The 21612-nt window shown below is 66.0% G+C and carries 18 protein-coding genes and 3 tRNA genes; 15 read left to right on the top strand and 6 right to left on the bottom strand.

Annotation, left to right across the window (positions count from 1 at the left end):
• Positions 1-6 precede the first annotated feature (6 nt).
• From purF to ACGLHS_RS24840, 8 genes are all read left to right on the top strand, one after another.
• Complete coding sequence (gene purF / locus ACGLHS_RS24875) at positions 7-1509, top strand: amidophosphoribosyltransferase (RefSeq protein ID WP_394484112.1); 1503 nt, start codon at positions 7-9, stop codon at positions 1507-1509.
• An 8-nt stretch (positions 1510-1517) separates the two neighbouring features.
• Entirely contained in the window at positions 1518-2738 is a 1221-nt protein-coding gene (locus tag ACGLHS_RS24870) for an O-succinylhomoserine sulfhydrylase (RefSeq protein ID WP_093238825.1), read from the top strand.
• A 10-nt stretch (positions 2739-2748) separates the two neighbouring features.
• Positions 2749-4137: a glutamate--tRNA ligase gene (gltX, locus tag ACGLHS_RS24865; RefSeq protein ID WP_394484111.1), complete on the top strand. Its 1389-nt coding sequence runs from the start codon at positions 2749-2751 to the stop codon at positions 4135-4137.
• Between the two features lie 36 nt (positions 4138-4173).
• Positions 4174-4249 (top strand) — tRNA-Ala (locus ACGLHS_RS24860).
• A gap of 54 nt (positions 4250-4303) precedes the next feature.
• Positions 4304-4379 (top strand) — tRNA-Glu (locus tag ACGLHS_RS24855).
• 69 nt (positions 4380-4448) lie between these two features.
• Positions 4449-4525, top strand: a tRNA-Asp gene (locus ACGLHS_RS24850).
• A gap of 743 nt (positions 4526-5268) precedes the next feature.
• A complete protein-coding gene (locus ACGLHS_RS24845; protein WP_394484110.1) occupies positions 5269-6120 on the top strand; it encodes an alpha/beta hydrolase in 852 nt (283 codons plus the stop codon).
• A 300-nt stretch (positions 6121-6420) separates the two neighbouring features.
• Complete coding sequence (locus tag ACGLHS_RS24840; protein ID WP_394484108.1) at positions 6421-7656, top strand: MFS transporter; 1236 nt, start codon at positions 6421-6423, stop codon at positions 7654-7656.
• Between the two features lie 4 nt (positions 7657-7660).
• Here ACGLHS_RS24840 and ACGLHS_RS24835 read toward each other — a convergent pair whose 3' ends face one another.
• Positions 7661-8581: a LysR substrate-binding domain-containing protein gene (locus ACGLHS_RS24835; protein WP_093238831.1), complete on the bottom strand. Its 921-nt coding sequence runs from the start codon at positions 8579-8581 to the stop codon at positions 7661-7663.
• Positions 8582-8690: 109 nt separating this feature from the next.
• Between ACGLHS_RS24835 and ACGLHS_RS24830 the strand changes: the two genes are divergently transcribed.
• The 4 genes from ACGLHS_RS24830 to ACGLHS_RS24815 are packed head-to-tail and all read left to right on the top strand — an operon-like array spanning position 8691 to position 12724.
• Entirely contained in the window at positions 8691-9521 is an 831-nt protein-coding gene (locus tag ACGLHS_RS24830; RefSeq protein WP_394484106.1) for an HpcH/HpaI aldolase/citrate lyase family protein, read from the top strand.
• The gene (locus tag ACGLHS_RS24825; RefSeq protein ID WP_394484105.1) at positions 9518-10414 is read left to right on the top strand and encodes an amidohydrolase family protein; all 897 of its coding nucleotides are present in this window, start codon (positions 9518-9520) and stop codon (positions 10412-10414) included. The genes ACGLHS_RS24830 and ACGLHS_RS24825 overlap by 4 nt, the downstream gene beginning before the upstream one ends.
• A 31-nt stretch (positions 10415-10445) precedes the next feature.
• Positions 10446-11540 carry a hypothetical protein gene (locus tag ACGLHS_RS24820; RefSeq protein ID WP_394484103.1) on the top strand — a complete coding sequence of 365 codons (1095 nt, stop codon included), beginning with the start codon at positions 10446-10448 and terminating at the stop codon, positions 11538-11540.
• Positions 11537-12724 carry a DUF5624 domain-containing protein gene (locus ACGLHS_RS24815; protein WP_394484101.1) on the top strand — a complete coding sequence of 396 codons (1188 nt, stop codon included), beginning with the start codon at positions 11537-11539 and terminating at the stop codon, positions 12722-12724. Before ACGLHS_RS24820 ends, ACGLHS_RS24815 begins: the two co-directional genes overlap by 4 nt.
• Positions 12725-12790: 66 nt before the next feature.
• Here the strand turns inward: ACGLHS_RS24815 and ACGLHS_RS24810 are convergent, their stop codons facing one another.
• From ACGLHS_RS24810 to ACGLHS_RS24800, 3 genes are all read right to left on the bottom strand, one after another.
• Positions 12791-13813: a porin gene (locus ACGLHS_RS24810; protein WP_394484099.1), complete on the bottom strand. Its 1023-nt coding sequence runs from the start codon at positions 13811-13813 to the stop codon at positions 12791-12793.
• 180 nt (positions 13814-13993) lie between these two features.
• Positions 13994-14965, bottom strand: a complete 972-nt coding sequence (locus ACGLHS_RS24805) for a Bug family tripartite tricarboxylate transporter substrate binding protein (protein WP_394484097.1) — start codon at positions 14963-14965, stop codon at positions 13994-13996.
• 195 nt (positions 14966-15160) lie between these two features.
• Positions 15161-15784 (bottom strand): TetR/AcrR family transcriptional regulator, encoded by a 624-nt coding sequence (locus tag ACGLHS_RS24800; protein ID WP_394484095.1) that lies wholly within the window; start codon positions 15782-15784, stop codon positions 15161-15163.
• 216 nt (positions 15785-16000) lie between these two features.
• Between ACGLHS_RS24800 and ACGLHS_RS24795 the strand changes: the two genes are divergently transcribed.
• On the top strand, positions 16001-17653 hold the full coding sequence (locus tag ACGLHS_RS24795) for a tannase/feruloyl esterase family alpha/beta hydrolase (RefSeq protein WP_394484093.1): 1653 nt from the start codon (positions 16001-16003) through the stop codon (positions 17651-17653).
• A gap of 158 nt (positions 17654-17811) precedes the next feature.
• Positions 17812-19071 (top strand): MFS transporter, encoded by a 1260-nt coding sequence (locus ACGLHS_RS24790; RefSeq protein WP_394484091.1) that lies wholly within the window; start codon positions 17812-17814, stop codon positions 19069-19071.
• Between the two features lie 85 nt (positions 19072-19156).
• Here ACGLHS_RS24790 and ACGLHS_RS24785 read toward each other — a convergent pair whose 3' ends face one another.
• The gene (locus tag ACGLHS_RS24785) at positions 19157-19957 is read right to left on the bottom strand and encodes an alpha/beta hydrolase (RefSeq protein WP_394484089.1); all 801 of its coding nucleotides are present in this window, start codon (positions 19955-19957) and stop codon (positions 19157-19159) included.
• Between the two features lie 231 nt (positions 19958-20188).
• Between ACGLHS_RS24785 and ACGLHS_RS24780 the strand changes: the two genes are divergently transcribed.
• The gene (locus tag ACGLHS_RS24780) at positions 20189-20464 is read left to right on the top strand and encodes a hypothetical protein (protein ID WP_093238848.1); all 276 of its coding nucleotides are present in this window, start codon (positions 20189-20191) and stop codon (positions 20462-20464) included.
• A 151-nt stretch (positions 20465-20615) separates the two neighbouring features.
• On the opposite strand, the gene ACGLHS_RS24775 is transcribed toward ACGLHS_RS24780, so the two are convergent.
• The gene (locus tag ACGLHS_RS24775) at positions 20616-21584 is read right to left on the bottom strand and encodes a LysR family transcriptional regulator (protein WP_394484087.1); all 969 of its coding nucleotides are present in this window, start codon (positions 21582-21584) and stop codon (positions 20616-20618) included.
• Positions 21585-21612 lie beyond the last annotated feature (28 nt).

Raw genomic sequence — 21612 nt, 5'->3', positions numbered from 1 at the left:
CGTTTCATGTGTGGAATCGTCGGCGTTGTCAGCAACGCACCCGTCAACCAGTTGCTCTATGACGCGCTGCTGCTCCTGCAGCATCGCGGACAAGATGCGGCCGGCATCGTGACCTTGCTCGAACGCAAGTTCTTCATGCACAAGGCCAAGGGCATGGTGCGCGACGTGTTCCGCACCCGCAACATGCGTGCGCTGCCCGGCAACGTGGGCCTGGGCCAGGTGCGCTACCCGACCGCGGGCAATGCGTACAGCGAAGAAGAGGCGCAGCCCTTCTACGTGAACGCGCCTTTCGGCATCGTGCTCGTGCACAACGGCAACCTGACCAACGCGCATGCACTGCGCGCAGAGCTGTTCTCCACCGATCACCGCCACACCAACACCGAGAGCGACTCCGAAGTGCTGCTCAACGTGCTGGCGCACGAACTGGAGCGCTCGTCGCGCGGCGTGCCGCTGCATCCGGCCGAAGTGTTCGCCGCGGTCAAGAACATGCACAAGCGCCTGCGCGGCTCCTATGCCGTGGTCGCGCTGATTGCCGGCCATGGCCTGCTCGCCTTCCGCGACCCCTACGGCATTCGCCCGCTGTCCATGGGCCGCGGCGCCGATGGCACCGTGATGGTGGCCAGCGAATCGGTCGCGCTCGAAGGCTCGGGCCACGTGTTTGAACGCAACATCGATCCGGGTGAAGCGGTGTTCGTCGACTTGGAAGGCAAGGTCCACTCGATGCAATGCGCCGAGTCGCCGACGCTCAACCCCTGCATCTTCGAATTCGTCTACTTGGCACGGCCCGACTCGGTGCTCGACGGCATCTCGGTCTACCAGGCGCGTCTGAATCTCGGTGAAACGCTGGCGAAGCGCGTGGTGTCCACCGTGCCGCCGAACCAGATCGACGTGATCATCCCGATTCCCGAATCGAGCCGGCCGAGCGCCACGCAACTGGCGCACCTGCTGGGCGTGCCGTACCGCGAAGGCTTCGTGAAGAACCGCTACGTGGGCCGCACCTTCATCATGCCGGGGCAGGGCGTTCGCAAGAAGTCGGTGCGCCAGAAGCTCAACGTGATCGCGAGCGAGTTCAAGGGCCGCAATGTGCTGCTGGTCGACGACTCCATCGTGCGTGGCACCACCAGCCGCGAGATCGTTCAGATGGCCCGCGACGCCGGCGCCCGCAAGGTCTACCTGGCCAGCGCCGCGCCGCCGGTGCGCTACCCCAACGTCTACGGCATCGACATGCCGACCAAGGACGAACTGGTAGCGCACGACCGCACCATCGAAGAAATCCGCGAGCTGATCGGCTGCGACGCGCTGATCTACCAGGATGTCGACGCAATGAAGCGCGCCATCGGTTCGCTCAACCCGAAGCTCACTGGCTTCGACGCCTCCTGCTTCGATGGCGTCTACGTGACCGGCGACATCGACACCGATGCCATCTCGCGCATGAACGGCAACCGTCCTCGCGTCGAAGAGACCGAAGAAGATTCCTCGCGCCTGGCGCTCCCCAACCCGAGTGAGTGAGAGCTGAATTGACTGACGAACGAACCCTGCCGCCCGGACTGCACCGCGACACGCTTGCCGTGCGCTCGGGGCTGGCACCAAGCCAGCACGGCGAGCACTCCGAGGCGCTCTTCCTCACAAGCGGCTTCGTACAGCCCGACGCCGAGACCGCCGCGCGCCGCTTTGCCGGCACCGAAGCGGGCTTTACCTACTCGCGCACCTCCAACCCCACGGTGGCCAGCTTCGAGCAGCGCCTTGCGGCACTCGAAGGCACCGAGGCTGCCATTGGCGCCTCCACCGGCATGGGCGCGATCCTCATGATGTGCATGGGCCTCCTCAAGGCCGGCGACCATGTGATCTGCTCGCGCTCGGTGTTCGGCTCCACGCTGAACCTGTTCGGCAAGGAGTTCGCCAAGTTCGGTGTCGAGACCACTTTTGTCTCGCAGACCGATGTGGCGGAATGGCGCGCGGCCCTCAAGCCCAACACAAAGCTCCTGTTTGCAGAAACGCCGACCAATCCGCTGACCGACGTGTGCGACATCCGCGCGCTGGCCGATCTGGCGCATGGTGCAGGCGCGCTGCTGGCGGTCGACAACTGCTTCTGCACGCCCGCGCTGCAGCGTCCCGTCGAACTCGGCGCTGACCTCGTCATCCATTCAGGCACCAAGTACCTCGACGGCCAGGGCCGTGTGATGGCCGGTGCGATCTGCGGGCCGTCGAAGCTCATCGTCGACGTGTTCGGCCCGGTGGTTCGCACCGCCGGCATGGCGCTGTCGCCGTTCAATGCGTGGGTCGTGTTGAAGGGCATGGAGACGCTGGGCATCCGCATGCAGGCCCAGTGCGCGAACGCACTGGCCGTGGCGAAGTGGCTCGAAGCGCAGCCCGGCATTGCCCGCGTGTACTACCCCGGCCTTGCGTCGCATCCGCAGCACGAGCTTGCGATGCGCCAGCAGTCGGGGCAGGGCGGGGCGGTCGTGTCTTTCGACGTGGTCGGCAACGATCCGGAGACGGCGCGCGCCAATGCGTTCCACGTGATCAACAGCACGCGCGTGGTGAGCATCGCCACCAACCTCGGCGACACCAAGACCATCATCACGCACCCCGGCACGACCTCGCACGGGCGGCTGACCGAAGTGCAGCGCCAGGCTGCCGGCATCGGGCAGGGCCTGATCCGCCTGGCGGTTGGCCTCGAGTACGCAGACGACATCACGGCCGACCTGCAGCGCGGCCTGAGCACACTGATTTCCTGAATCGATTTTCATGACCGGCAAAGTTCGCACCCGCATCGCACCGTCTCCCACCGGCTTTCTTCACCTGGGCACGGCCCGCACGGCGCTCTATTCGTGGGCCTATGCGCGCCACCATGGTGGCGAGTTCGTCCTGCGCATCGAAGACACCGACGTGGCGCGCTCCACGCAAGACTCGACAGACCAGATCCTTGCCTCGATGCACTGGCTCGGCCTCGACTACGACGAGGGCCCGATCTACCAGATGCAGCGCCTGGAGCGCTACCGCGAAGTCATCGCGCAGATGCTCGCGGCCGGCACGGCCTATCACTGTTACTGCACGCCCGCCGAGCTCGACGAGATGCGCGAAGCGCAACGTGCGCGCGGCGAGAAGACGCTCTACGACCGTCGCTGGCGTCCGGTGCCGGGCAAGGTGCTGCCGCCCGTGCCGGAAGGCGTGCCGCCGGTGGTGCGCTTTTGCAATCCGCCCGAAGGCGACGTGACGTGGAACGACCTCGTCAAGGGCGAGATCACCATCAACAACCGCGAGATCGACGACCTCATCATCCTGCGCCCCGATGGTGTGCCGACCTACAACTTCGCGGTGGTGGTCGACGACTGGGACATGAACATCACGCACGTGTTCCGTGGTGACGAGCACATCAACAACACGCCGTGGCAGATCAACATCTTCCGCGCGCTTGGTGCGCCGCTGCCGCAGTTCGGCCATGTGCCCGTGATCCTTGGCGACGACGGACAGAAGCTTTCCAAGCGCCGTGGCGCGGTGAGCGTCACCGCATACGAAGAGAACGGCTACCTGCCCGAAGCGATGCTCAACTATCTCGCGCGCCTCGGCTGGAGCCACGGCGACGACGAGCTGTTCACGCGCGAACAGATGGTGAGCTGGTTCGACGGTTCGCACCTGTCGAAGAGCCCTGCACAGTGGGACGCGGCGAAGCTGGCGTGGGTCAACGCGCAGTACATCAAGGCGAAGACCGGCGAAGAGCTGGCGCCCCTTGTCGCAGCGCAGTTGCAAAAGCGGGGCATCGTTGCAGACGATCGGTTGCCAGCAATCTGCACGCTCTTCAAGGACCGTTGCGAGACCACGGTGGCACTCGCCGACTGGGCTGCGGCGTTCTATGCAGACATCGATGTGAGCGAAGCCGATCGCGCACAGCACATCACCGATGCAGTGAAGCCCGCGATCGCGACGCTCACAGAAAAATTGATGACGGTGACCTGGGATCGACCCTCAATCGCAGTTATCATCAAGGAAGTACTCGCGACACACGCGCTGAAAATGCCAGTGTTAGCGATGCCAGTACGAGTGCTTGTGATGGGAACATCGCAGACACCGTCCCTCGATGCAGTCCTCGAAATTTTTTCCCGCGAAAAAGTTATCGAGAGATTGAAAAAGGCCTGAAATTTCGGGCTATAATTTGAGGCTCGACACCCACACGGGGGTATAGCTCAGCTGGGAGAGCGCTTGCATGGCATGCAAGAGGTCATCGGTTCGATCCCGTTTACCTCCACCATTAAAGTGTCGAGAAGAGAAGAAGTGCTGATCGCAGCACGGTTCCTAAGGTTTTGACCCTATCGTCTAGAGGCCTAGGACACCACCCTTTCACGGTGGCTACCGGGGTTCGAATCCCCGTAGGGTCGCCAGTTTCACGCAAGTGAAGCAGGCACGAGTTGTCAACACTCGGCTCCGCAAGGAGTGAACGTTGTCTACCAGGAGTGGTAGTTCAGTTGGTTAGAATACCGGCCTGTCACGCCGGGGGTCGCGGGTTCGAGTCCCGTCCACTCCGCCAGTCAGAAACCCTTGCAGCTCAATGAGTTGCAAGGGTTTTTCACTTTCTGGCTTACCGAATCTTCGGGCACCGGCACGCAAGAGTACTCGCACAAGCAAGATTCCGGGGTTCGGAATGCAGCTCAGCGGGTAGGCGGTCGTAGGTCTACCGAATCGTGTGCTCGAAGGCGTGCATCACCGCGTTCATCACATCACCATCGTCTCGACCCATCTTTGGGCTTACGACTCTTCAGTTGGTGATCCTGGCGGCTGGGCTTCTGGCAAGCCAATGCCCGTTTGTTCGTAGTCCCGCTCCGCTAGCCGTTGAGCATCGCCATCCATCCGCGCTTGTCTATCGGCGGGCTGTGTTGTTGACGCTGAGTTTCATCCGTTGACCGCTCAAGCTCCCGATGTTCGAAGCGGATTTCATCAAACGCATCGTCGACGCCATCTCTTGTCCCGAGCAAAACACGGAATGTGTTGATCCGCCGTTCACGGCCGCGCTTTGATCTACGGTGATGCAACGGGCTCGAACGTCCAAAGCCAATACATGGCCCGCAGTGTCGAGAGCCTTGTAGATGTACAGCATCGCATTGACTCCACTCCCGACAAGTCCATGCGGGCCATCTCTATCAGCTTCCTCCGAAGGCTCTTCTCGCGACAAAGCGAGCCAGCCGTCGATCTTTCGAAGAAAATACATTCACAAATAAATAGTTGACACCTAAACATTTCATAAATAAAGTCACATCGCCGCGAGAGTTTCGTGTGCGGCTTTCAGTGGCATTACCTTCAACGCACTCGTTCAACCAGCGCGCCGAAGCGCGCATTCAGGAGTTGCAAATGTCAATGCTCAAGTTCGCAAAGCTCTTCACCGTCGCTATCGGCGCAGCAGCCATCGCCGTGGGCGCAGCCGCGGCGCCGGCAAAGCCGAGCATCGTTCTCGTGCACGGTGGTTTCGTCGATGGGTCCGGCTGGGAAGGTGTCCACAAGATCCTGACGAGGGACGGCTATGCGGTCACCGTCGTCCAGAACCCGACGATCTCTTTGTCCGACGATGTCGCAGTCACCAAGCGCGCGATCGCTGCCCAGCAGGGCCCGGTCGTTCTCGTCGGCCACTCGTATGGCGGCGCGGTCATCACCGAGGCAGGCAACGACGAAAAGGTGGCGGGCCTCGTTTACATCGCCGCGTTCGCGCCCGACAAGGGCGAGTCGGTCGAGTCGCTGATCAAGAACCCGGTACCCGGCGCGCCGGTGCCGCCGATTCTTCCGCCGCAAGACGGCTTCCTGATGCTCGACAAGACCAAGTTCGCCGCTTCGTTCGCCGTGGATGTGAAGCGCGAAACGGCCACCTTCATGGCCAATTCGCAGGTGCCATGGGGCGTTGCTGCCCTGGGCGGAGCGGTCGGCGAGCCGGCGTGGAAATCGAAGCCGAGCTGGTACCTCGTGGCCAAGAACGACAAGATGATCCCGCCGCCAGCCCAGCGAAGCATGTCCAAGCGCGCGGGTGCTGTCGTCGCGGAAACACCTGGCAGCCACGCCGTCTATGTATCGAATCCCAAGGCCGTTGCCGCGTTGATCGAACAGGCCGCTGCCAAGGTGTCCGTCGCCGCCAAGTGATGGCTGCGACCGCTGCCCGGCGTAGCGCCCCGGGCGGCGCGTTCGATCCAGCAAAGCAACTTCGCCTCTGATCGAGGCCGTTTCAGGCGAAGAGAGTTCCGACACAGCGCTTGCTCAAAGAGAACGTCCCGGCACACGCCATGCCTCTTCTTGCAGTTGCCTCAGCTGCACAGGCCAACGCCCGGCGACTCAACAAGCCACGCAATCCATACGCAAAAGCTACCGCAGTGCATTCCTGAAAATGTATTTGTGGATATGGATGGCCACCCCTAGCATCGTCTCGATTCAGGAGACACAACGATGCCATCGCTTCCCATGGAATGGGCGCAGACCCCATCCGGCGCCACCTCGCGCACTGCTCGCTTTTCGATCTTCGTCTGCTTCCTGGTGGCACTGATCGATGGCTACGACACGCTGATGCTGTCTTTCGTCGCACCGTTGATTTCCAGGGAATGGGGCATGCCGCCAGGCGCCTTCGGCAAGGTTTTCGCGGTGAGCTTCGCGGGCGCGGTGATCGGCGCCATCGCGGTGGGTGCGGCTGCAGACCGCTTCGGTCGCCGCAGGCTGCTGCTGGCATCGCTCTTCTCGGCCGGCTGCTTCATCGTGTTGAGCGCATGGTCGAACACGCCCGAGCAGTTGATGCTGTGGCGTTTTCTTTCGGGCATCGGGCTGGGCGGTGCGATTCCCACCATCTCCGCGCTGGCGGCCGAGCACGCGCAGCCCGCACAGCGCAGCGCCACCGTGTCGCGCATGTTCCTGGGCTTTCCCATCGGGGCCGTGGCCGGTGGCGCCATCACCGCGGCGCTGATGCAGCAGGTGGGTTGGCGCGGCATCTTCATCGGCGGCGGCACGCTCGCATTGGCGATGCTGCCGCTGGTGCTGGCGATGTCGGAGGCCGGGCGCGATCCATCGCGTGGCGATGCAGCGCCGGTCCATGCGAAGCACCCGATCGCCGAACTGGTGGCCGATGGCCGTGGCTTTGGCACCGTGCTGATCAGCCTCGCGGCTTTCATGATCCTGCTGGTGAGCTACTTCCTCTTGAGCTGGACACCCAGCGTGCTCGCGATGAGCGGCATGAGCCCTCAACGCTCGGCGTTGGCCGGTGTGATGCTCAATGTCGGCGGCGTGGCCGGTGCCTTCGCGATGTCCTTCGTCGTGGCGCGCCGCAGTCCCTTCGGTCCGGTGGCGATCTGCCTGGGCTTGGGCGCCTTGCTGGTTCCCTTCTTCGGCTTCCACGGGGTCGGCAGCGAGGTGGCGGCTTTCTGCGTGGTGTTCGTCATCGGCCTGCTGATCATCGGCGGGCAGATGAACATCCCCGCGCTGTGCGTGCACTACTACCCGGCGAACGTGCGCGCGACCGGCGTGGGGTTGTCGATGTCGGTCGGCCGCATCGGTTCCATCGTCGGGCCGCTGGTAGGCGGCTTCCTCGTGGCGGCGCAATTGCCGTGGAGCCAGCTGTTCCTGCTCGCAGCCGTTCCCGCGCTGCTCGCGGCTGCGGCGTTGGGCTGGATCGCGCACCGCACCCGGCGCGCCTGAGCGGTCAACGCTTCTTGCGGCCTTCCGCCGCATGGGCCGTCGGTGTGGTGCGCAGCAAGCGCAACAGGCTGTCGAGGTGCGGGTTGGCGTCGGCATCGCGGTAGCCGAGATAGAGACTGGACACTGCGTCGTTGTCGAGGATGCGGCTGTACAGCACGCCTTCGAGCTGGATGCATTGCGTGTCGCTCGGCACGATGGCCACGCCGAAGCCGGCGGCCACCAGCCCAACCATGGTCGAGGCCTCGCGGGTCTCGTGCATCACCGAGGGGCGGAAGCCGGCCTTGGCGCACAGCTCCTGCACTTTCCAGTAGAGCCCGATGCCCGCGTCGCGCGGGTAGACGATCAGCGGCACGTCTTTCAGCTCGCGGATGTAGATGCCCTTGCCGCGCGTGAGCACGTGCTGCTGCGGCATGGCCGCGACCAGCGGCGCCGAATACCACTCCTCGATGGTCACGCCCATGGGAATGCTCACGTTCGGCTTGCGCAGCACGCCCAGGTCGAGTTCCCGTGCGTGGATGGCGTCGAGCTGGTGCATCGACGCCATCTCCTGCAGGCGAAGCTCGACGGCAGGGTAGCTCGCGCGGTAGTTGCGGATGGCCGCCGGCAGGCCGGCCGTGAGCACAGACGACGCGGTAAAGCCCAGGTTGAGCTTGCCCACTTCGCCGGCGGCTGCGCTCTGCACTTCGTCTTTCGCGCTTTGCACCGACGCGAGGATCGTGCGTGCCCGGTCCAGAAAATGCCGCCCCGCCTGCGTGAGGTACACGCGGCGCTTGTCGCGCTCGAAGAGCTGCACGCCCAGTTCTTCTTCGAGCCCGCGGATCTGCGTGCTCAGCGGCGGCTGCGCCATGTAGAGCCGCTCGGCGGCACGCGTGAAGTTGAGCTCTTCAGCCACGGCGACGAAGTAGCGCAGGTGTCGAAGTTCCACGATATCTCCTGAGTATCGAACGCAATCCGAATCCGGTATTTCCGGATATGAGGGCCATTCTCTAGCATCCCCTCACACCTGCACAACCCGAGACAAAGGAAGACCACGAATGGCGCAAGAAACGGCTCCGGCCACTGCCGCCGCATCCACCAACCTCGTCGTGAGCCGCCTGCTGCAGCGCCTGCCGGTGGCCGCGCTGGGCATCCGCTGCTCGCGCACGCCGGACATCGCGCGCATCGCCAGGGCCAGTGGCCACCACGCGATCTGGGTGGACCTGGAGCACAGCAGCATTTCCATCGATGCGGCCGTGCAGATCTGCGCCGCCGCATTCGACATCGGCCTCATGCCTTTCGTGCGCGTGCCCGAGCGCGAGTACGGCGTGATCGGCCGGCTGCTCGATGGCGGCGCGGGCGGCATCATTGCGCCGCGCATCGAGACCGTGGCCCAGGCCGAAGACCTTGTCGCGGCCTGCCGCTTTCCGCCGCTGGGCCACCGCTCGGCCATCGGCACGCTGCCCCACGTGGGCTATCGCAAGATGGCCGCGCCGGACTTCAACACAGCCATGAACCAGGCCACGGCGCTGAAGGTGCTGATCGAGAGCCCGCTCGGCATCGAGAACATCGAAGGCATCGCCGCCGTGCCGGGCATCGACATCGTCGGCATCGGCACGAACGACCTCAGCGCCGAACTGGGCGTGGCCGGCGACTTCAGGCATCCGCGCGTGCGCGCCGCACATGACGCCGCGCTGGCCGCCTGCCTGCGCGTGGGCAAGCCGCTGGCCATCGGCGGCATCGCCGATGCGGGCTACGCGGCCGAACTGATGCACCGCGGCGCCGCGCCGTTCCTCATGACCGGCATCGACACCGACCTCCTGCTGGCCGCTGCGCACGAGCGCGTGCGGCTGGCGTTTGCCTCCCTCGAAAACACCGAACCGAAATGACCTCTCCAGAGATCCTCACGTCCAAGCCCATGCGCGCAGCCGATACGCTGGCGCGTCCCACCTTCGCCGTGCCCGCGGGCGCCTGCGATGCCCATGTGCATGTGTTCGAAAGCGAAGACCGCTACCCGCACGTGGACCATCCGCACTACACCTTGCCCGACGGCCCGCTCACCAAGCTCGATGCCATGTGCGACTCACTCGGCCTGGACCGCTACGTGATCGTGCAGCCCAGCTTCTATGGCACCGACAACCGCTGCATGCTCGATGCGCTCGACCGCGCGGGCGAGCGCGCACGCGGCGTGGCGATGGTCGAAGAGACCATCACCGAGGCCGCACTGCAGGCCATGCACCGCCGCGGCGTGCGCGCGCTGCGGCTCGACCTGTTCCTGCGCTCGGGCCTGCCGACCGCCGAGTTGGTGCAGTACATCCAGCGCTGCGTGCGCGCGACGAAGGCGCTCGGCTGGCATCTGCAGTTCTATACACCGGGCTGGGTGGTTCGCGACCTGATCCCTTACCTGGGCGACATCGAGGCCGACTTCGTCATCGACCACATGGGCTACATGCTCGAAAGCGACGGCCTCACGCGACAGGACTTCGACCGGTTGCTGAACGTGCTGGCCGACGGGCGCGGCTGGATGAAGCTCTCCGGCCCCTACCGCGTGGCCAAGGACGGCAACTACGAAAAGCTGCGCCCGCTCGCGCATGCCATCGTCGAAGCGCTACCCCTGCGCACGATTTGGGGCAGCGACTGGCCGCACATTCCCGAAGGCGGGCGCGACACCGGCGAGCTGTTGAACCTGCTCGCGCATTGGGTGCCCGACGCGCAGGCGCGCCAGCGCATCCTCGTGGACAACCCCGCGCGGCTGTTCGGTTTCGGGCCGGTTTCGCAGTAAGGTGCGCATGCACGACACACGGGACACCCCCATGCAGAGCATCCAGGACCTCGACACTTCCGGGGCGCGTGCCACGGAGACCTTCGTTCACGGCGGTACGCGCTACCTCGTGGTTCCCCAACTGGCCGTCGATGTGCCGGGCCAGCCCGCGATGATCACGGTCGGCGACAGCGATGTCGACGCACTCGTCTACCGCTGGCAGGGCCAGGGCTTCGTGCCCCATGCGCGCCTGCCCGTGCCGGGCGGCGAGGACGCCGAGTTCTTCGAGATCAACGGCCGTGCCTTCCTGGCCACCGCGAGCCTGAAGTCCGGCACGGGCCCCTACGAGCTGAATGTGCACTCGACGATCTTCGAGCTGAAGGATGGCGCGTTCACCGAGTTCCAGCGCGTGCCCACGTTCGCGGCCAAGCAGTGGAAGCACTTCGCCATCGGCGAACGGCATTTTCTTGCGCTCGCACAAGGCGTGACGATGGAGGGCAGCGCGCCTCGCCATCCCTCGAAGTCGGCGATCTACGAATGGAACGGCGAGCGCTTCGCCGAATTCCAGCAAGTCGAATCGGCGTGGGGCTACAACTTCGCGTTCTTCGAGACCGGCGGGCAATGCTTCCTGGCGTACGCCGACCACGTGGCGCCTTCGCGCATCCTGCGATGGAACGGCCAGCGCTTCGAAGACTTCCAGCTGCTCGACGGCAAGACCGGCCGCGCGTTCCAGTTCTTCGAGGCCGAAGGCCACGCATGGCTCGCCTTCGCCTGCCTGCACGACAACACCGTGCTGCTGCGATGGGACGGCAGCCGCTTCGTTGCGCACCAGACGCTCAGCGGCCCCGGTGGCCGCGAGTTCGCGTGGCATGAAGACGCGGACGGCGGCGAGCTGATCCAGGTCAACTTCCTGCTCGGCAGCCGCGAGGCCCCCATCACCGCGCTGACCTCGGTGGGCTACCGCTTCATCAATGGCCAACTGATGCCGCAACGCGAGTTCCCGACCTTCGGCGGCACCGATGTCTGCGTCTTCGACGAAGGCGGCGAGCGCTACCTCGTGGTGGCCAACAGCCTTGGCGCCGACATCCGCTTTCGCACACCCAGCAAGGTGTATCGCCTCGAAGGGGCCACAGGAGCCAGGCCATGACGAATCCGAATTTCCAGAGCCCCGAGTTCATCCGCCTGTTCGAGACCTACACCGCGAGCGCCGACAGCATCGGCGCGAAGCTGGCGCGTGCCACGGCCGAGGCCGCACCCGATAGGGCATTGATCGTCGCGACCGCGGCGGACTTCATTCTCTTTCCCGGCCGCGGCCGTCCGCCCGAGGTCGAGGGCTACCGGCTCACGACGCGCGGTTTCAAGGAGCTGGCGGCGGTGTCGCACTTCGGGCCTGCGCTGGCCTCGCTGGTGCGGCTGCGCGAGATCGATCCGCAAGGCACGCTGTGGCGCACCGAGGCCGAACGCCTGCTGGCCAGCACCGTGGCCGCGCGCGAAGCCAACAGCGTGGCCTTGTGGCGCGACGAGATTGCGGTGCCGGCCTATCGCGGCCGCGAAGTGGCCATCGCGAACATGGTGCACTACGCCTGCGAGCTGACCGAGCGCTGCATTCATCGCGCGCTCGCCGCGCCTCACACCTTCACCGCCGACGACTTGCGCACGCACTGCCTCGAAGCCACGGGCAGCGAGGCCGGTGCCACCGTGCCGATGAACAAGGTGATGATCGCGACCTTCTTCCTCGTGGGGCTGGACACCGGCCACCGCGTCATCGGCTGGTTCGACCGGCACGACATCGACTGGGCCCATGCCATGGTGCTGATCGTCGGCAGGCAAGGCCGACCGACGGCGGGCGTGACCTGGAGCACCAACGCGGTCTGCTCGATGATCCTGGCCGCATCGCGCCATGCGCTTCCGCTGGAGCGCGTGTACATCGCGCCGCATGCGCCGGCGCCGACCTTCACCTATCCCGTCGAGACGGCGGCGGTGGCGGCCCACGAGATGCCGATGCGCAAGCTGTGGTGGTCCACGCGTGCGATGAGCGACCTGGGGCCGATGATGTACGAGGGCTATCCGCGCTTCGCCCCTGGGCGCGGCAGCCGGCCCGTGCTGCAGCCCGACACCACCGAGGTCAGCGAGATGCCCGCGATCGGCGGCCCGGAAGACTGGCGCGCCTTCAACACCCGCATGCGCGTGATTCTTGAAGACCCGCGCCAGTTGCTGGCGGGTTGCGTGACCGACTATGCGGCCGACCAGTTGCAGGCCAATGGCAACGATCCGCGCAAGGCCGTCGTGCCCGGCCTCGACGGCATCGACTACCCCGCGTACTTTTCCTGATATTTCTTTCGAAGGCCGGGCGCGCAAGGCACCCGGCCTTGCCGGGCTCTGCCGAAGGCCTCGGCCTCAGAAGTTGTGCGAGATGCCAAGCTGGAAGCCGCGCGAATTCCCTCCCGGCTGCGGCTCCTTCAGCGCATCGGTCACTATGTAGGCGGCATTGCCCCGGTTGCGGATCTTCGACCAGGTGGTGTAGAGCGCCGTGCGCTTGCTGAGCCAGTGGACGTAGCCGATGGCCAGCTGGGTCGCGTCGTCGGCGTCCACGCCCGGCCCTGAGCGATTCGAGCGCGCGACCGACGCCTTGATCACCCCCGCGCCGACCGGCACGCTGGCGCCCAGCATCACGTTGGTCTGCTTGTCCTGCGGCGCCTTCTGCATCAGGTAGTTCGCATACAGCTTGACGAGGCCGAAGTCGTAGCTGCCCCCGAGGCTCGCGGTGCGGTAGTGACGGCCGTCTTCGAGGGGCGTCTGCCCGTAGCTGGCCGCGATGTCGAGCGGGCCCGACGCATAGCCCAGCCGCGCGCCGTAGTACTTCGTTCCTTTCTGGCCTTCCGGCATCGAGACCATGAACTGCCCATAGACGCCGCCCAGGTTGCGCGGCAGGAAGTAGCCGACCGAGTTGTTGGCCCGCACCAGCGTCTTGGCGCCACCGAGGCCGAAGGGCCAGCCCTCGACGATGTTGCTGGAGCCGCCGACGCCCACGGTGCCGAAGGGAGAGAACTGCGAGATGTTCCAGAAGCTGGGCGTGTAGTCGCGGCCCAGCCGAAGCTCGCCGAAGCTGTTGTGCGAGAGGCTCAGGGTAGAGCGCCGTTGCCAGCCGACCCCTTGGTACTGGCCGGTGTCGGGCAAGGTCGCCGACTCGAGCCAGAAGCTCGCGGCAAGGCCGCCGCCGAGGTCTTCGGTGCCGCGAAACCCGAGGCGGCTCGGAAAGATGTTGCCGCCCTGGTCCATGGACGTGACCGAGCGGTTGCCGGACTTCGCGGATGTGATGTTGAGGTCGACCGTGCCGAAGATCGACACGGTGGACTGCGCGAGCGCATGGCCGTTCAGGCCGATGCAACCCGCGGCGATCAAGAGGGTGGGGCGGATCATGGTTCTTGTCTCCTGGTTGTAGAAATGAAAAAGGCGTGCGCCGCCCCGCACCCCATGCGCTCTGCAGGGGCGGGTGTGCGTGACGGCAAGGGGTGGCGAGGGGCGCGCAGGGCGTGCGAAGGCGCGCGGCGCTCTCAGGCAGCAGCAGACATGCAGTGGTGGCGGGCGCGCGGCCCGCCGTCAATCAAGGCGCAAGCCCTTGGCCTTGATCAGCCGGCCCATGGTCTGGGCCTCGCGTTCGATGATGGCGCGGGTGTCGGCGGTGTTCGTCGACATCGGCTCCAGCCCGGCATCGGCGATCTGCCGCGTCATCTCCGGCGAGCGTGTGGCCGCGGTGATCGCCCGGTTCAACTGCTCGACGATGGCGTCGGGCGTGCGCGCGGGCACCCAGAAGCCGAGCCAAGTCGAGACCTCGAAGCCGGGGTAGCGCTCGGCAACGGTCGGTACGTCGGGCAACGCGGTGCTGCGCTGGCTGCCCGTGTACGCCAGGGCCTTCACCCGGCCGGCCTTGATGTTCGGCAGTGCCGAGATGGGGGGCTCGAAGCCCAACATCACCTGGCCGCCGATCACGTCGGGCATGGCACCCTGCTTGTAGGGCACGTGCAGCATCTCGACGGACGCGGCTTCCTGCAGCAACTCGAAACCCAGGTGCGAGGTGCTGCCGGAGCCATAGGACGCGAAGCTCACGTGGCCCGGCCGGCGCTTGGCCAGCGCGATCAGTTCGTCGGTGTTGCGCGCGGGCACCGCGTTGTTCGCCACGATGAACGAGCCGCCCTTGAGCGCCTGCGTCACCGGCACCAGGTCTTCCTTCGGGTTGTAGGGAAGCCGGGAGAGAAGAAACGGCGTCATCGTGAACGGATTGCTCGTCGAGAACAGCACGGTGTAGCCGTCGGGCGTGGCCTTGGCCACGGCGTCGGTGCCGATGGTGGCCAGTGCGCCCGGCCTGTTCTCCACGATCACGGGCACCTTCAGCAGGCGAGAGAGCTGCTCCGCGTAGCTGCGCGCGAAGATGTCGGAGCCGACGCCGGCCGGCGTGGGCGTCACGATCTTGATGGTTCGCTGGGGCCAGGGCGCGCCCTGTGCGAACGCGGTACCCATGGTGCAGTGCAAGCCCGCCGCCCACACCAGCACCAGCGTGGTGATCCTCTTCATATGTCTCGTCTCCTGATAGTTGTGGGCGCATCCTAGGGAGACAAAGCCATATCTGGAAATACTCATTCGAGATGCTTTTTTATACCTTCCTCGTATTGAACGAAGGCTTGGGGCATCTGGATGAATGCGCGTGTGACGGCAGATCCAGCGGGCGCACCGACACTGCGTCGTGGCTGGGCGGGGGCTTCTTTTCGCCTACGCCTTGCGTGCCTTCGCGGGCTTGACGTCGAGTCCCGAGATGCCATTCACGAAGAGCTGAGTGACGATGGGCACCATCTGCTCGTAGGTGAAACGCCCCTCGGGCCGGAACCAGGTGAACATCCAGTTGAGCATGCCGAAGAGGAACATCGTCAGCAGCTTGTGAAGCTGCGAGTCGTGCAGGTCGGGCCGCGTGGCGGCGATGGCATCGGCGAACACCTGCACCACCGTGCGTTCCTTGTCGAGCACGCGCGCCTGCGCATCCGGTGCCAGGAAGCGCACGTCCTCGGTGAGCACGCGGTGCTCGTTCTGCGCCTCCGCGTACTCGAGCATGAACGCTTCGATCAGCTCTGGCAGCCGCTGTTCGGGTGCCAGGTCCAGGGCCTCCACGCCCGTCACGATGTCGACCAGCCGCGACACATGGCCGTCGGCGATATGAAGCAGCACCTCGGCCTTGTCCTTGAAGTGGTGGTACAGGCCGGGCTTGGACAGATGGCTGGCTTCGGCGATCTCGTTCATCGACGTTGCCGCATAGCCCCTTCGGGCAAACAGCTCGGCGGCGGCCTTGGCGATCAGGCTGCGCTGGTCGCCCGCGCGGGAAGAGGGGGATTCAACAGTCATAGGTCGGGATGATGGGCCCTGCGCGAAGCGGCGCGGTCACCGATCTTAGGGGTTAGTCCCGATCCGCCGCCGCTTGCCCGCGTTCGCTCACCTGCGTTAGTCTCGCCCTGCTTTTGAACCGACCGGTCGGTCGGTTTGCCAGATCACCCGGGCGATGAAGCAATCAAGCGCGATCCGCCGGATGTCCGGCGCACAACTCAAACATTGGAGACAACCATGCGCGACGACAAGTGTGTTCCCCGAGCCCTGCTGCCGCAGGGCTTGCTGCTGGCCCTGGGCCTGGCCCTGCACGGCTGTGGAGGTGGCGGCAATGGTGCGGGCGGCTTTCTTCCGATTCCGGCGCCTGCGCCCGCACCGGCCCCCGCACCTGCGCCAACGCCTCCTGCGCCTCCACCGGCAGGGCCCACGGCCGAGCAGCTCAAGAGCACCTGCAACACGCTCAAGGGCCAGGTCATCGAGGGCGTGACGGTCACGCAGGCCACGCGCTTCGAGGCCAAGGCGCCGATCTACACCTCGGGCTTCTGCCAGGTGCTCGGCACGCGTGCACCCTTCCTCGATATCGAGATCGACGTGCCGGACAACTGGACAGGGCGCTACTGGCAGCAGGGCGGCGGCGGATTCGACGGACGCATCGCCTCGGTGGTGACGACCGATGCGGGCGGCGCCGTGACGGCGGTCAGCCCGGTGCTGGCGCTCAAGGGCGCGGTGTATGCCGCATCGAACGGCGGCAACCGCGCGAACGTGCCCGCACAGGCCGCACCCGCCGTGTGGGCGAACGGAACCGACGATGGCCGCCAGTCGGCCACCGACTATGCCTACGCGGCAGTGGGCTCCACGCTGCGTTTCGGGAAGGCGGTCGCCAAGGCCTTCTTCGGCACGACGCCGAATCACAGCTACTTCAACGGCTGTTCCAACGGAGGCCGCAACGCCTACATCGCCGCGCAGCGCTGGCCGCAGGAGTTCGACGGCATCGTCGCGGGATGCGAGACCATGGACATGGCCGGCCAGACCAGCGCCTGGCTCCGCGCGGCCTCGCTGACGGGCACGCCCGCCGCATTGAGCCCGGCGCAGACCGGCGCGGCCTATGCGGCGGCGCTGTCCGCATGCGATGCGCTCGACGGGGCCACCGACAACCTCATCGGCAATCCGCAGGCTTGCACCTTCGATCCGGCGGTGCTGCAGTGCGGCGTGGCCGGTGCCAGCAGCGACCCATCGATCTGCCTGAGCGCGGCGCAGGTCGGAACGCTGAAGTCGTTCCTGTCGGAGCTCAAGCTCTCGAACGGCGGCACCGTGCTCTCGGGCTATTCGTGGGGCAACGGGCTCGGCCTCGGATGGGGTGGGCTCGGTGGCGGCTTCGCGCTGCTCGCAAGCGGCGACCCGGCGTGGCTCACGCCCGCCAAACAGGCGGGCTTCCAGCTGGACACCGACTACTACATGCTCGGCACGGGCCTGTCGCGTATCGGTGCCGACCATGACAAGGCGGCCATCGCCAGCTTCGTGGCATCGGGCCGGAAGCTCATCTCGTGGCACGACGGCAGCGATGCGCTCCTGTCGCCGAACGACCACTACCGCAACTGGACGACCATGACCGGCATCGCCAAGTCGATGGGGCTGGCCGACCCGAACAGCGCGACGCGCTTCTTCATCGTGCCCGGTGGCGGACATGGCGCCGGCGGCAGCTTGCAGGAGGTGGATTGGGCGTCCGCCATCATGGGATGGGTCGAGAACGGCAACGCGCCCACACAGATGAACTACACGATCCTCGGGAGCAGCCCGGCCCGCAACATGCCCGTCTGCCAGTACCCCAAGTACCCCAAGTACAACGGGGCGGGCGATGTGAACGCGGCGTCGAGCTACACCTGCACGTGACCTGACGCGCGAGCCCGATGCATTGATCGATCGATTGATGGATCGGGCTCTGCAGGCGGAAGGCGGGGCGGCCGTGCAGAAATCCGCCGGCGGCGAGACAATGGCCGCGCCTTCGCCCGACCGGCGGGCCGGGGCAGCAAAACCAGAACCCTCCGCGCATGTCATCCCCGCCCGCCACTCCGGCCACCTCGGCCTCCTCGTCTGCTTCCTCGCCTCCGTTCTCTTTGTGGCGCATCGCGGTGCCGGCCTTCGGCCCGTCGTTGCTGTTCGGACTGGGCGAGGGCGCGATCCTGCCCATCGTGCCGCTGACGGCGCGCGACCTGGGGGCATCGGTGTCGATGGCGGCGCTGGTGGTGGCGCTGATCGGCATCGGCTCGCTGCTCAACAACATCCCGGCCTCGCTGATCACGATCCGCTGGGGCGAGCGTTGGGCCATCGTCGTGGCGGGCTTGTGGAGCGGCCTCGGCATGGCCCTGTGCGTGTGGACGTCGCACTTCAGCCTGTTCGCCGTCGGGTGCTTCATGGTGGGCATGTCGCAGGCCGTCTACAACCTCGCGCGCCAGAGCTACATGACCGAGGCGGTGCCCATCGAATACCGAGCGCGCGCGTTGTCGACGCTGGGCGGCGTCATGCGCATCGGCATGTTCATCGGGCCTTTTCTCGCGGCCGGCGCGGTGCACGCGTTCGGGCTGTCGGCAGCCTACGTGATCGGCATCGTCGCGGTGGTGGGCGCGGCGGCCATGGGGGCGCGCATTCCCGACCTGGTGGCGCCGCCCGTTCCGCATGGGCAGGTGGCACCCGCCTCGACCACCATCGTCTCGACGCTGCGCGACCATCGCCGCGTGTTCCTCACGCTCGGCATCGGCGTGGTGCTGGTCAGTGCGGTGCGGGCATCGCGCCAGGCCGTGATTCCGCTGTGGGCCGACCACCTCGCGCTCGCACCCTCGGTGGCCTCGTTGATCTACGGCATGGCTGGCGGCATCGACATGCTGGTGTTCTATCCGGCCGGCAAGGTGATGGACCAGAAGGGCCGGCGCTGGGTGGCCGTGCCATCGATGCTGATCATGGGGCTGGCGATGCTGCTGATGCCGCTGACCACCGGCACGCTCACGCTGCTGTTCACCGCACTGGCCATCGGCTTCGGCAATGGCATCGGCTCGGGAATGATCATGACTCTCGGCGCCGATCACTCGCCGCGCCACGGGCGCGCGCACTTCCTCGGCGTGTGGCGGCTGATGTCCGACATCGGGTCTTCTTGCGGGCCGGCGCTGCTGTCCTTCCTGGCGGCCAGCCTGTCGCTGGCGTCGGGCATTGCAGTGACCGGGCTGATTGCCTTCGCGGCAGCGGGAACCCTGGCGTACTGGATTCCCCGGCATGGCGGTGCCGGCGGTCGAGCGGCGTCAAGAGCGGCAAAGTAACGCGCGCATTCCCAGGCGGGCTTCGACCCACGGCGCTTTTCGCTCAACCCGCCAGGGCGGGGTGGGCACCGATGCCTGTCGACGCCTATCTGGCAAGAATCCAGGCGGCGATCTGCGGGACCATCTCGCGGTCGAGCCCGTTGAAGCCGTGATACGCCATGGCCTCGCAAGCGTCGCCCCTGCTTTCCCCGCCCTTGATGCTCAACAGTTCTTTCTTCGGCGCGTTGTCGAGCTTCTCCATCAGTGTGGGCACGCTGGCAAACGGGCAGAGCCGGCAACCGTCCTGCTCGTGGTGCACGACAAGAACAGGCACCCGGATCTTTGCCAGCGGCATCGCCGGCACGGGCCGGCCGGCAGTGTCCACGAGGATGGTCGAGGTCAGGACGATGCCGTCCGGGCCTTCGGGGCCGGTCAACTCGGTGGCGACGTACGCTGTCGATTGCGTACCGCGGCTGGTGCCCACGAGCCACACGGGAATCCTGGATTGCTCGCGCATCCACGCAATGACCGCCTTCAGGTCAGCCGCATGCGCCGGGGTCTGGCGAAATCCGCTGAGGTAGGGCGGGCTCTGCCGATCGGAAGGGGCATCGACCACGGCAACCATGAGCCCCTGGTCTGCAAACAGCTGCCGCGTGCGAACGAGGAAGTTGCCGGCGCCCCAGTTGAACGAGCCATTGGGAAAGATCTGCAGCCCTCCGTGCCCGCCCGCGAGCAGGATCACCGCAGCCTTGGGGGCCGGCGGTGTCAGCACGAGCATTCGCTGCGTGACTCCGGGACGGGTGGGAATGTCCACCACCTTCTGCGTGGTCTGCGCGTGGGCCTGCGAGACCCATGCGATCAGCGCGATCAGGAAGCCCGCGATCCAATGTCTGGCAATGCTGCGCATCGACGATCTCCTGCGTGGAAGTGCTTTCAGGCCACGGTCATCGGCGGCTCGCTGCGCCGGGTTGCCGAGCGTGCCATAGCTCGTTGCACATTCGCAAGCGCGTGCTACGACAGCCTTCTTGGCGACGCCGCCGCGAGCGAATTTCAACGCGTGCCGCGCGCCTCCAGCGCCCCCGTTTTCATGCGATATGCTGCGCGGCGCAATGCAAATTCTCGAGCTTGGAGTGAATCGATGGAAGAAGTGAAGATCCTGCAAATCATGCCCGCCGAAGGGTGGGTCGCTGTCTACGACGGCGGCGAGGACGGAGAGATGGAAGAACCCCTGGCCTGCTTCGCGCTGGTCCAGGTCGACTACAAGAACGGCGACGGCCCGCAGACGGAAGTCCGCGGCATGGCACCCGACGAAAAGCTCATGGCCTTCGTGGAAGACGCGACGAACTTCGTGACGGTTCGCCGCGCCGAAGAAGACGCGGACGACGAAGAGTCGGACACCGACACGGACGACTGAGCGTCTGGTCGGGGCCCGCACGGCACGGCGCATGCCGGGCGTTGTGCGGGTCGATGACAGATGAAGCGAAAGCCCTCCAGCCCAGGCTGGGGGGCTTTTTCTTTTGGGGCTTCCTTCCGCCGGCCAGATGAAGACGCCGGCCGCTCCGGTGTTACCGAGTCACACCGGCAAGCGCCTGCTCCTGCGAAAGCAGGAAGTCGATGAAGACGCGCACGCGGCGCGGCATCGAGCGCCCGGCGGGGTAGACCAGCGAGGCGAGCTTGGGGGCGGGCTCGCAGGCATGCAGCAGTCTTTCGAGGCGCCCGCCGGCCAGGTGCTCCGCCACCACGAACAGCGGCAGGTGGGCGACTCCGAGGCCTGCAACGGCCATCGCCGTGAGGTGGTGCATGTCGTCCGACCGAACGTCGGCGCGGACGTCGAGCTGCCGCGGGCCTTCGGGCAGCTGAAAGTTCCAGGGTTCCTCGCGGCCGTCGGGCCGGGTGTAGGCGATGCAGCGGTGGGCCAGGAGATCCTCGGGCCGCAACGGCCGTCGCGGCGTCGTTCCTGCGGCCTTGAGATAACCCGGTGCCGCCACCGTCACGAACTGGCCTTGCCCCAGGGGCTTGGCCACGAGGCTTGAATCGGGCAACGCGCCCACGGCAATCGCCAGGTCCAGTCCGAGATCGAACACGTCGGACAGCCGCGTCGTCGACACGATCTCGACCCGCAGCTTCGGGTGCCGTGCAAGCAGCGCGGGAAGCAAGGGCGCGATGAGGAACGTGCCGAAAAGAGAGGGCGCGCCGATACGCACCGTGCCCGCCACGGCGCGCGTGCCTGCACCTGCTTCTTCGGCGGCTTCGGCCAGCAGGCTGAAGGCGCGTGCGCAGCGCTCGTGGAAGGCCATGCCTTCTTCCGTCAGGTGCAGCGCCCGCGTCGTGCGCACCAGCAGCCGCACGCCCAGGTCCGCTTCGAGGCGGCCGATGGCCTTGCTCACTGCCGACGGCGTCATCGCATGCAATGCAGCAGCAGCCGTGAAGCTGCCGGCATCGGCGACGGTCACGAAGACGCGCGCGTCCGCTTCCGAGATCGGCAACTCGTGAGTCCGGCTCAGCAATCTTGTGCCTTCAACCTGCTTTTTCATTCGGCTCCTCGCGCTCACCATCCGTGGC

The sequence above is a fragment of the Variovorax sp. VaC1 genome (assembly GCF_043658315.1).
In the GTDB taxonomy this organism is placed as follows: Bacteria; Pseudomonadota; Gammaproteobacteria; order Burkholderiales; family Burkholderiaceae_C; genus Variovorax.
This window is presented reverse-complemented; position numbering and strand designations above follow the sequence as displayed.

Coding starts and splice junctions, on each gene's coding strand:
- ACGLHS_RS24830 (WP_394484106.1), top strand. CDS start 8,691: ATGGCGCAAGAAACGGCTCCGGCCACTGCCGCCGCATCCACCAACCTC.
- ACGLHS_RS24790 (WP_394484091.1), top strand. CDS start 17,812: ATGTCATCCCCGCCCGCCACTCCGGCCACCTCGGCCTCCTCGTCTGCT.
- ACGLHS_RS24775 (WP_394484087.1), bottom strand. CDS start 21,584: ATGAAAAAGCAGGTTGAAGGCACAAGATTGCTGAGCCGGACTCACGAG.
- ACGLHS_RS24840 (WP_394484108.1), top strand. CDS start 6,421: ATGCCATCGCTTCCCATGGAATGGGCGCAGACCCCATCCGGCGCCACC.
- ACGLHS_RS24825 (WP_394484105.1), top strand. CDS start 9,518: ATGACCTCTCCAGAGATCCTCACGTCCAAGCCCATGCGCGCAGCCGAT.
- ACGLHS_RS24780 (WP_093238848.1), top strand. CDS start 20,189: ATGGAAGAAGTGAAGATCCTGCAAATCATGCCCGCCGAAGGGTGGGTC.
- ACGLHS_RS24820 (WP_394484103.1), top strand. CDS start 10,446: ATGCAGAGCATCCAGGACCTCGACACTTCCGGGGCGCGTGCCACGGAG.
- gltX (WP_394484111.1), top strand. CDS start 2,749: ATGACCGGCAAAGTTCGCACCCGCATCGCACCGTCTCCCACCGGCTTT.
- ACGLHS_RS24800 (WP_394484095.1), bottom strand. CDS start 15,784: ATGACTGTTGAATCCCCCTCTTCCCGCGCGGGCGACCAGCGCAGCCTG.
- ACGLHS_RS24815 (WP_394484101.1), top strand. CDS start 11,537: ATGACGAATCCGAATTTCCAGAGCCCCGAGTTCATCCGCCTGTTCGAG.
- ACGLHS_RS24785 (WP_394484089.1), bottom strand. CDS start 19,957: ATGCGCAGCATTGCCAGACATTGGATCGCGGGCTTCCTGATCGCGCTG.
- ACGLHS_RS24810 (WP_394484099.1), bottom strand. CDS start 13,813: ATGATCCGCCCCACCCTCTTGATCGCCGCGGGTTGCATCGGCCTGAAC.
- ACGLHS_RS24805 (WP_394484097.1), bottom strand. CDS start 14,965: ATGAAGAGGATCACCACGCTGGTGCTGGTGTGGGCGGCGGGCTTGCAC.
- ACGLHS_RS24795 (WP_394484093.1), top strand. CDS start 16,001: ATGCGCGACGACAAGTGTGTTCCCCGAGCCCTGCTGCCGCAGGGCTTG.
- purF (WP_394484112.1), top strand. CDS start 7: ATGTGTGGAATCGTCGGCGTTGTCAGCAACGCACCCGTCAACCAGTTG.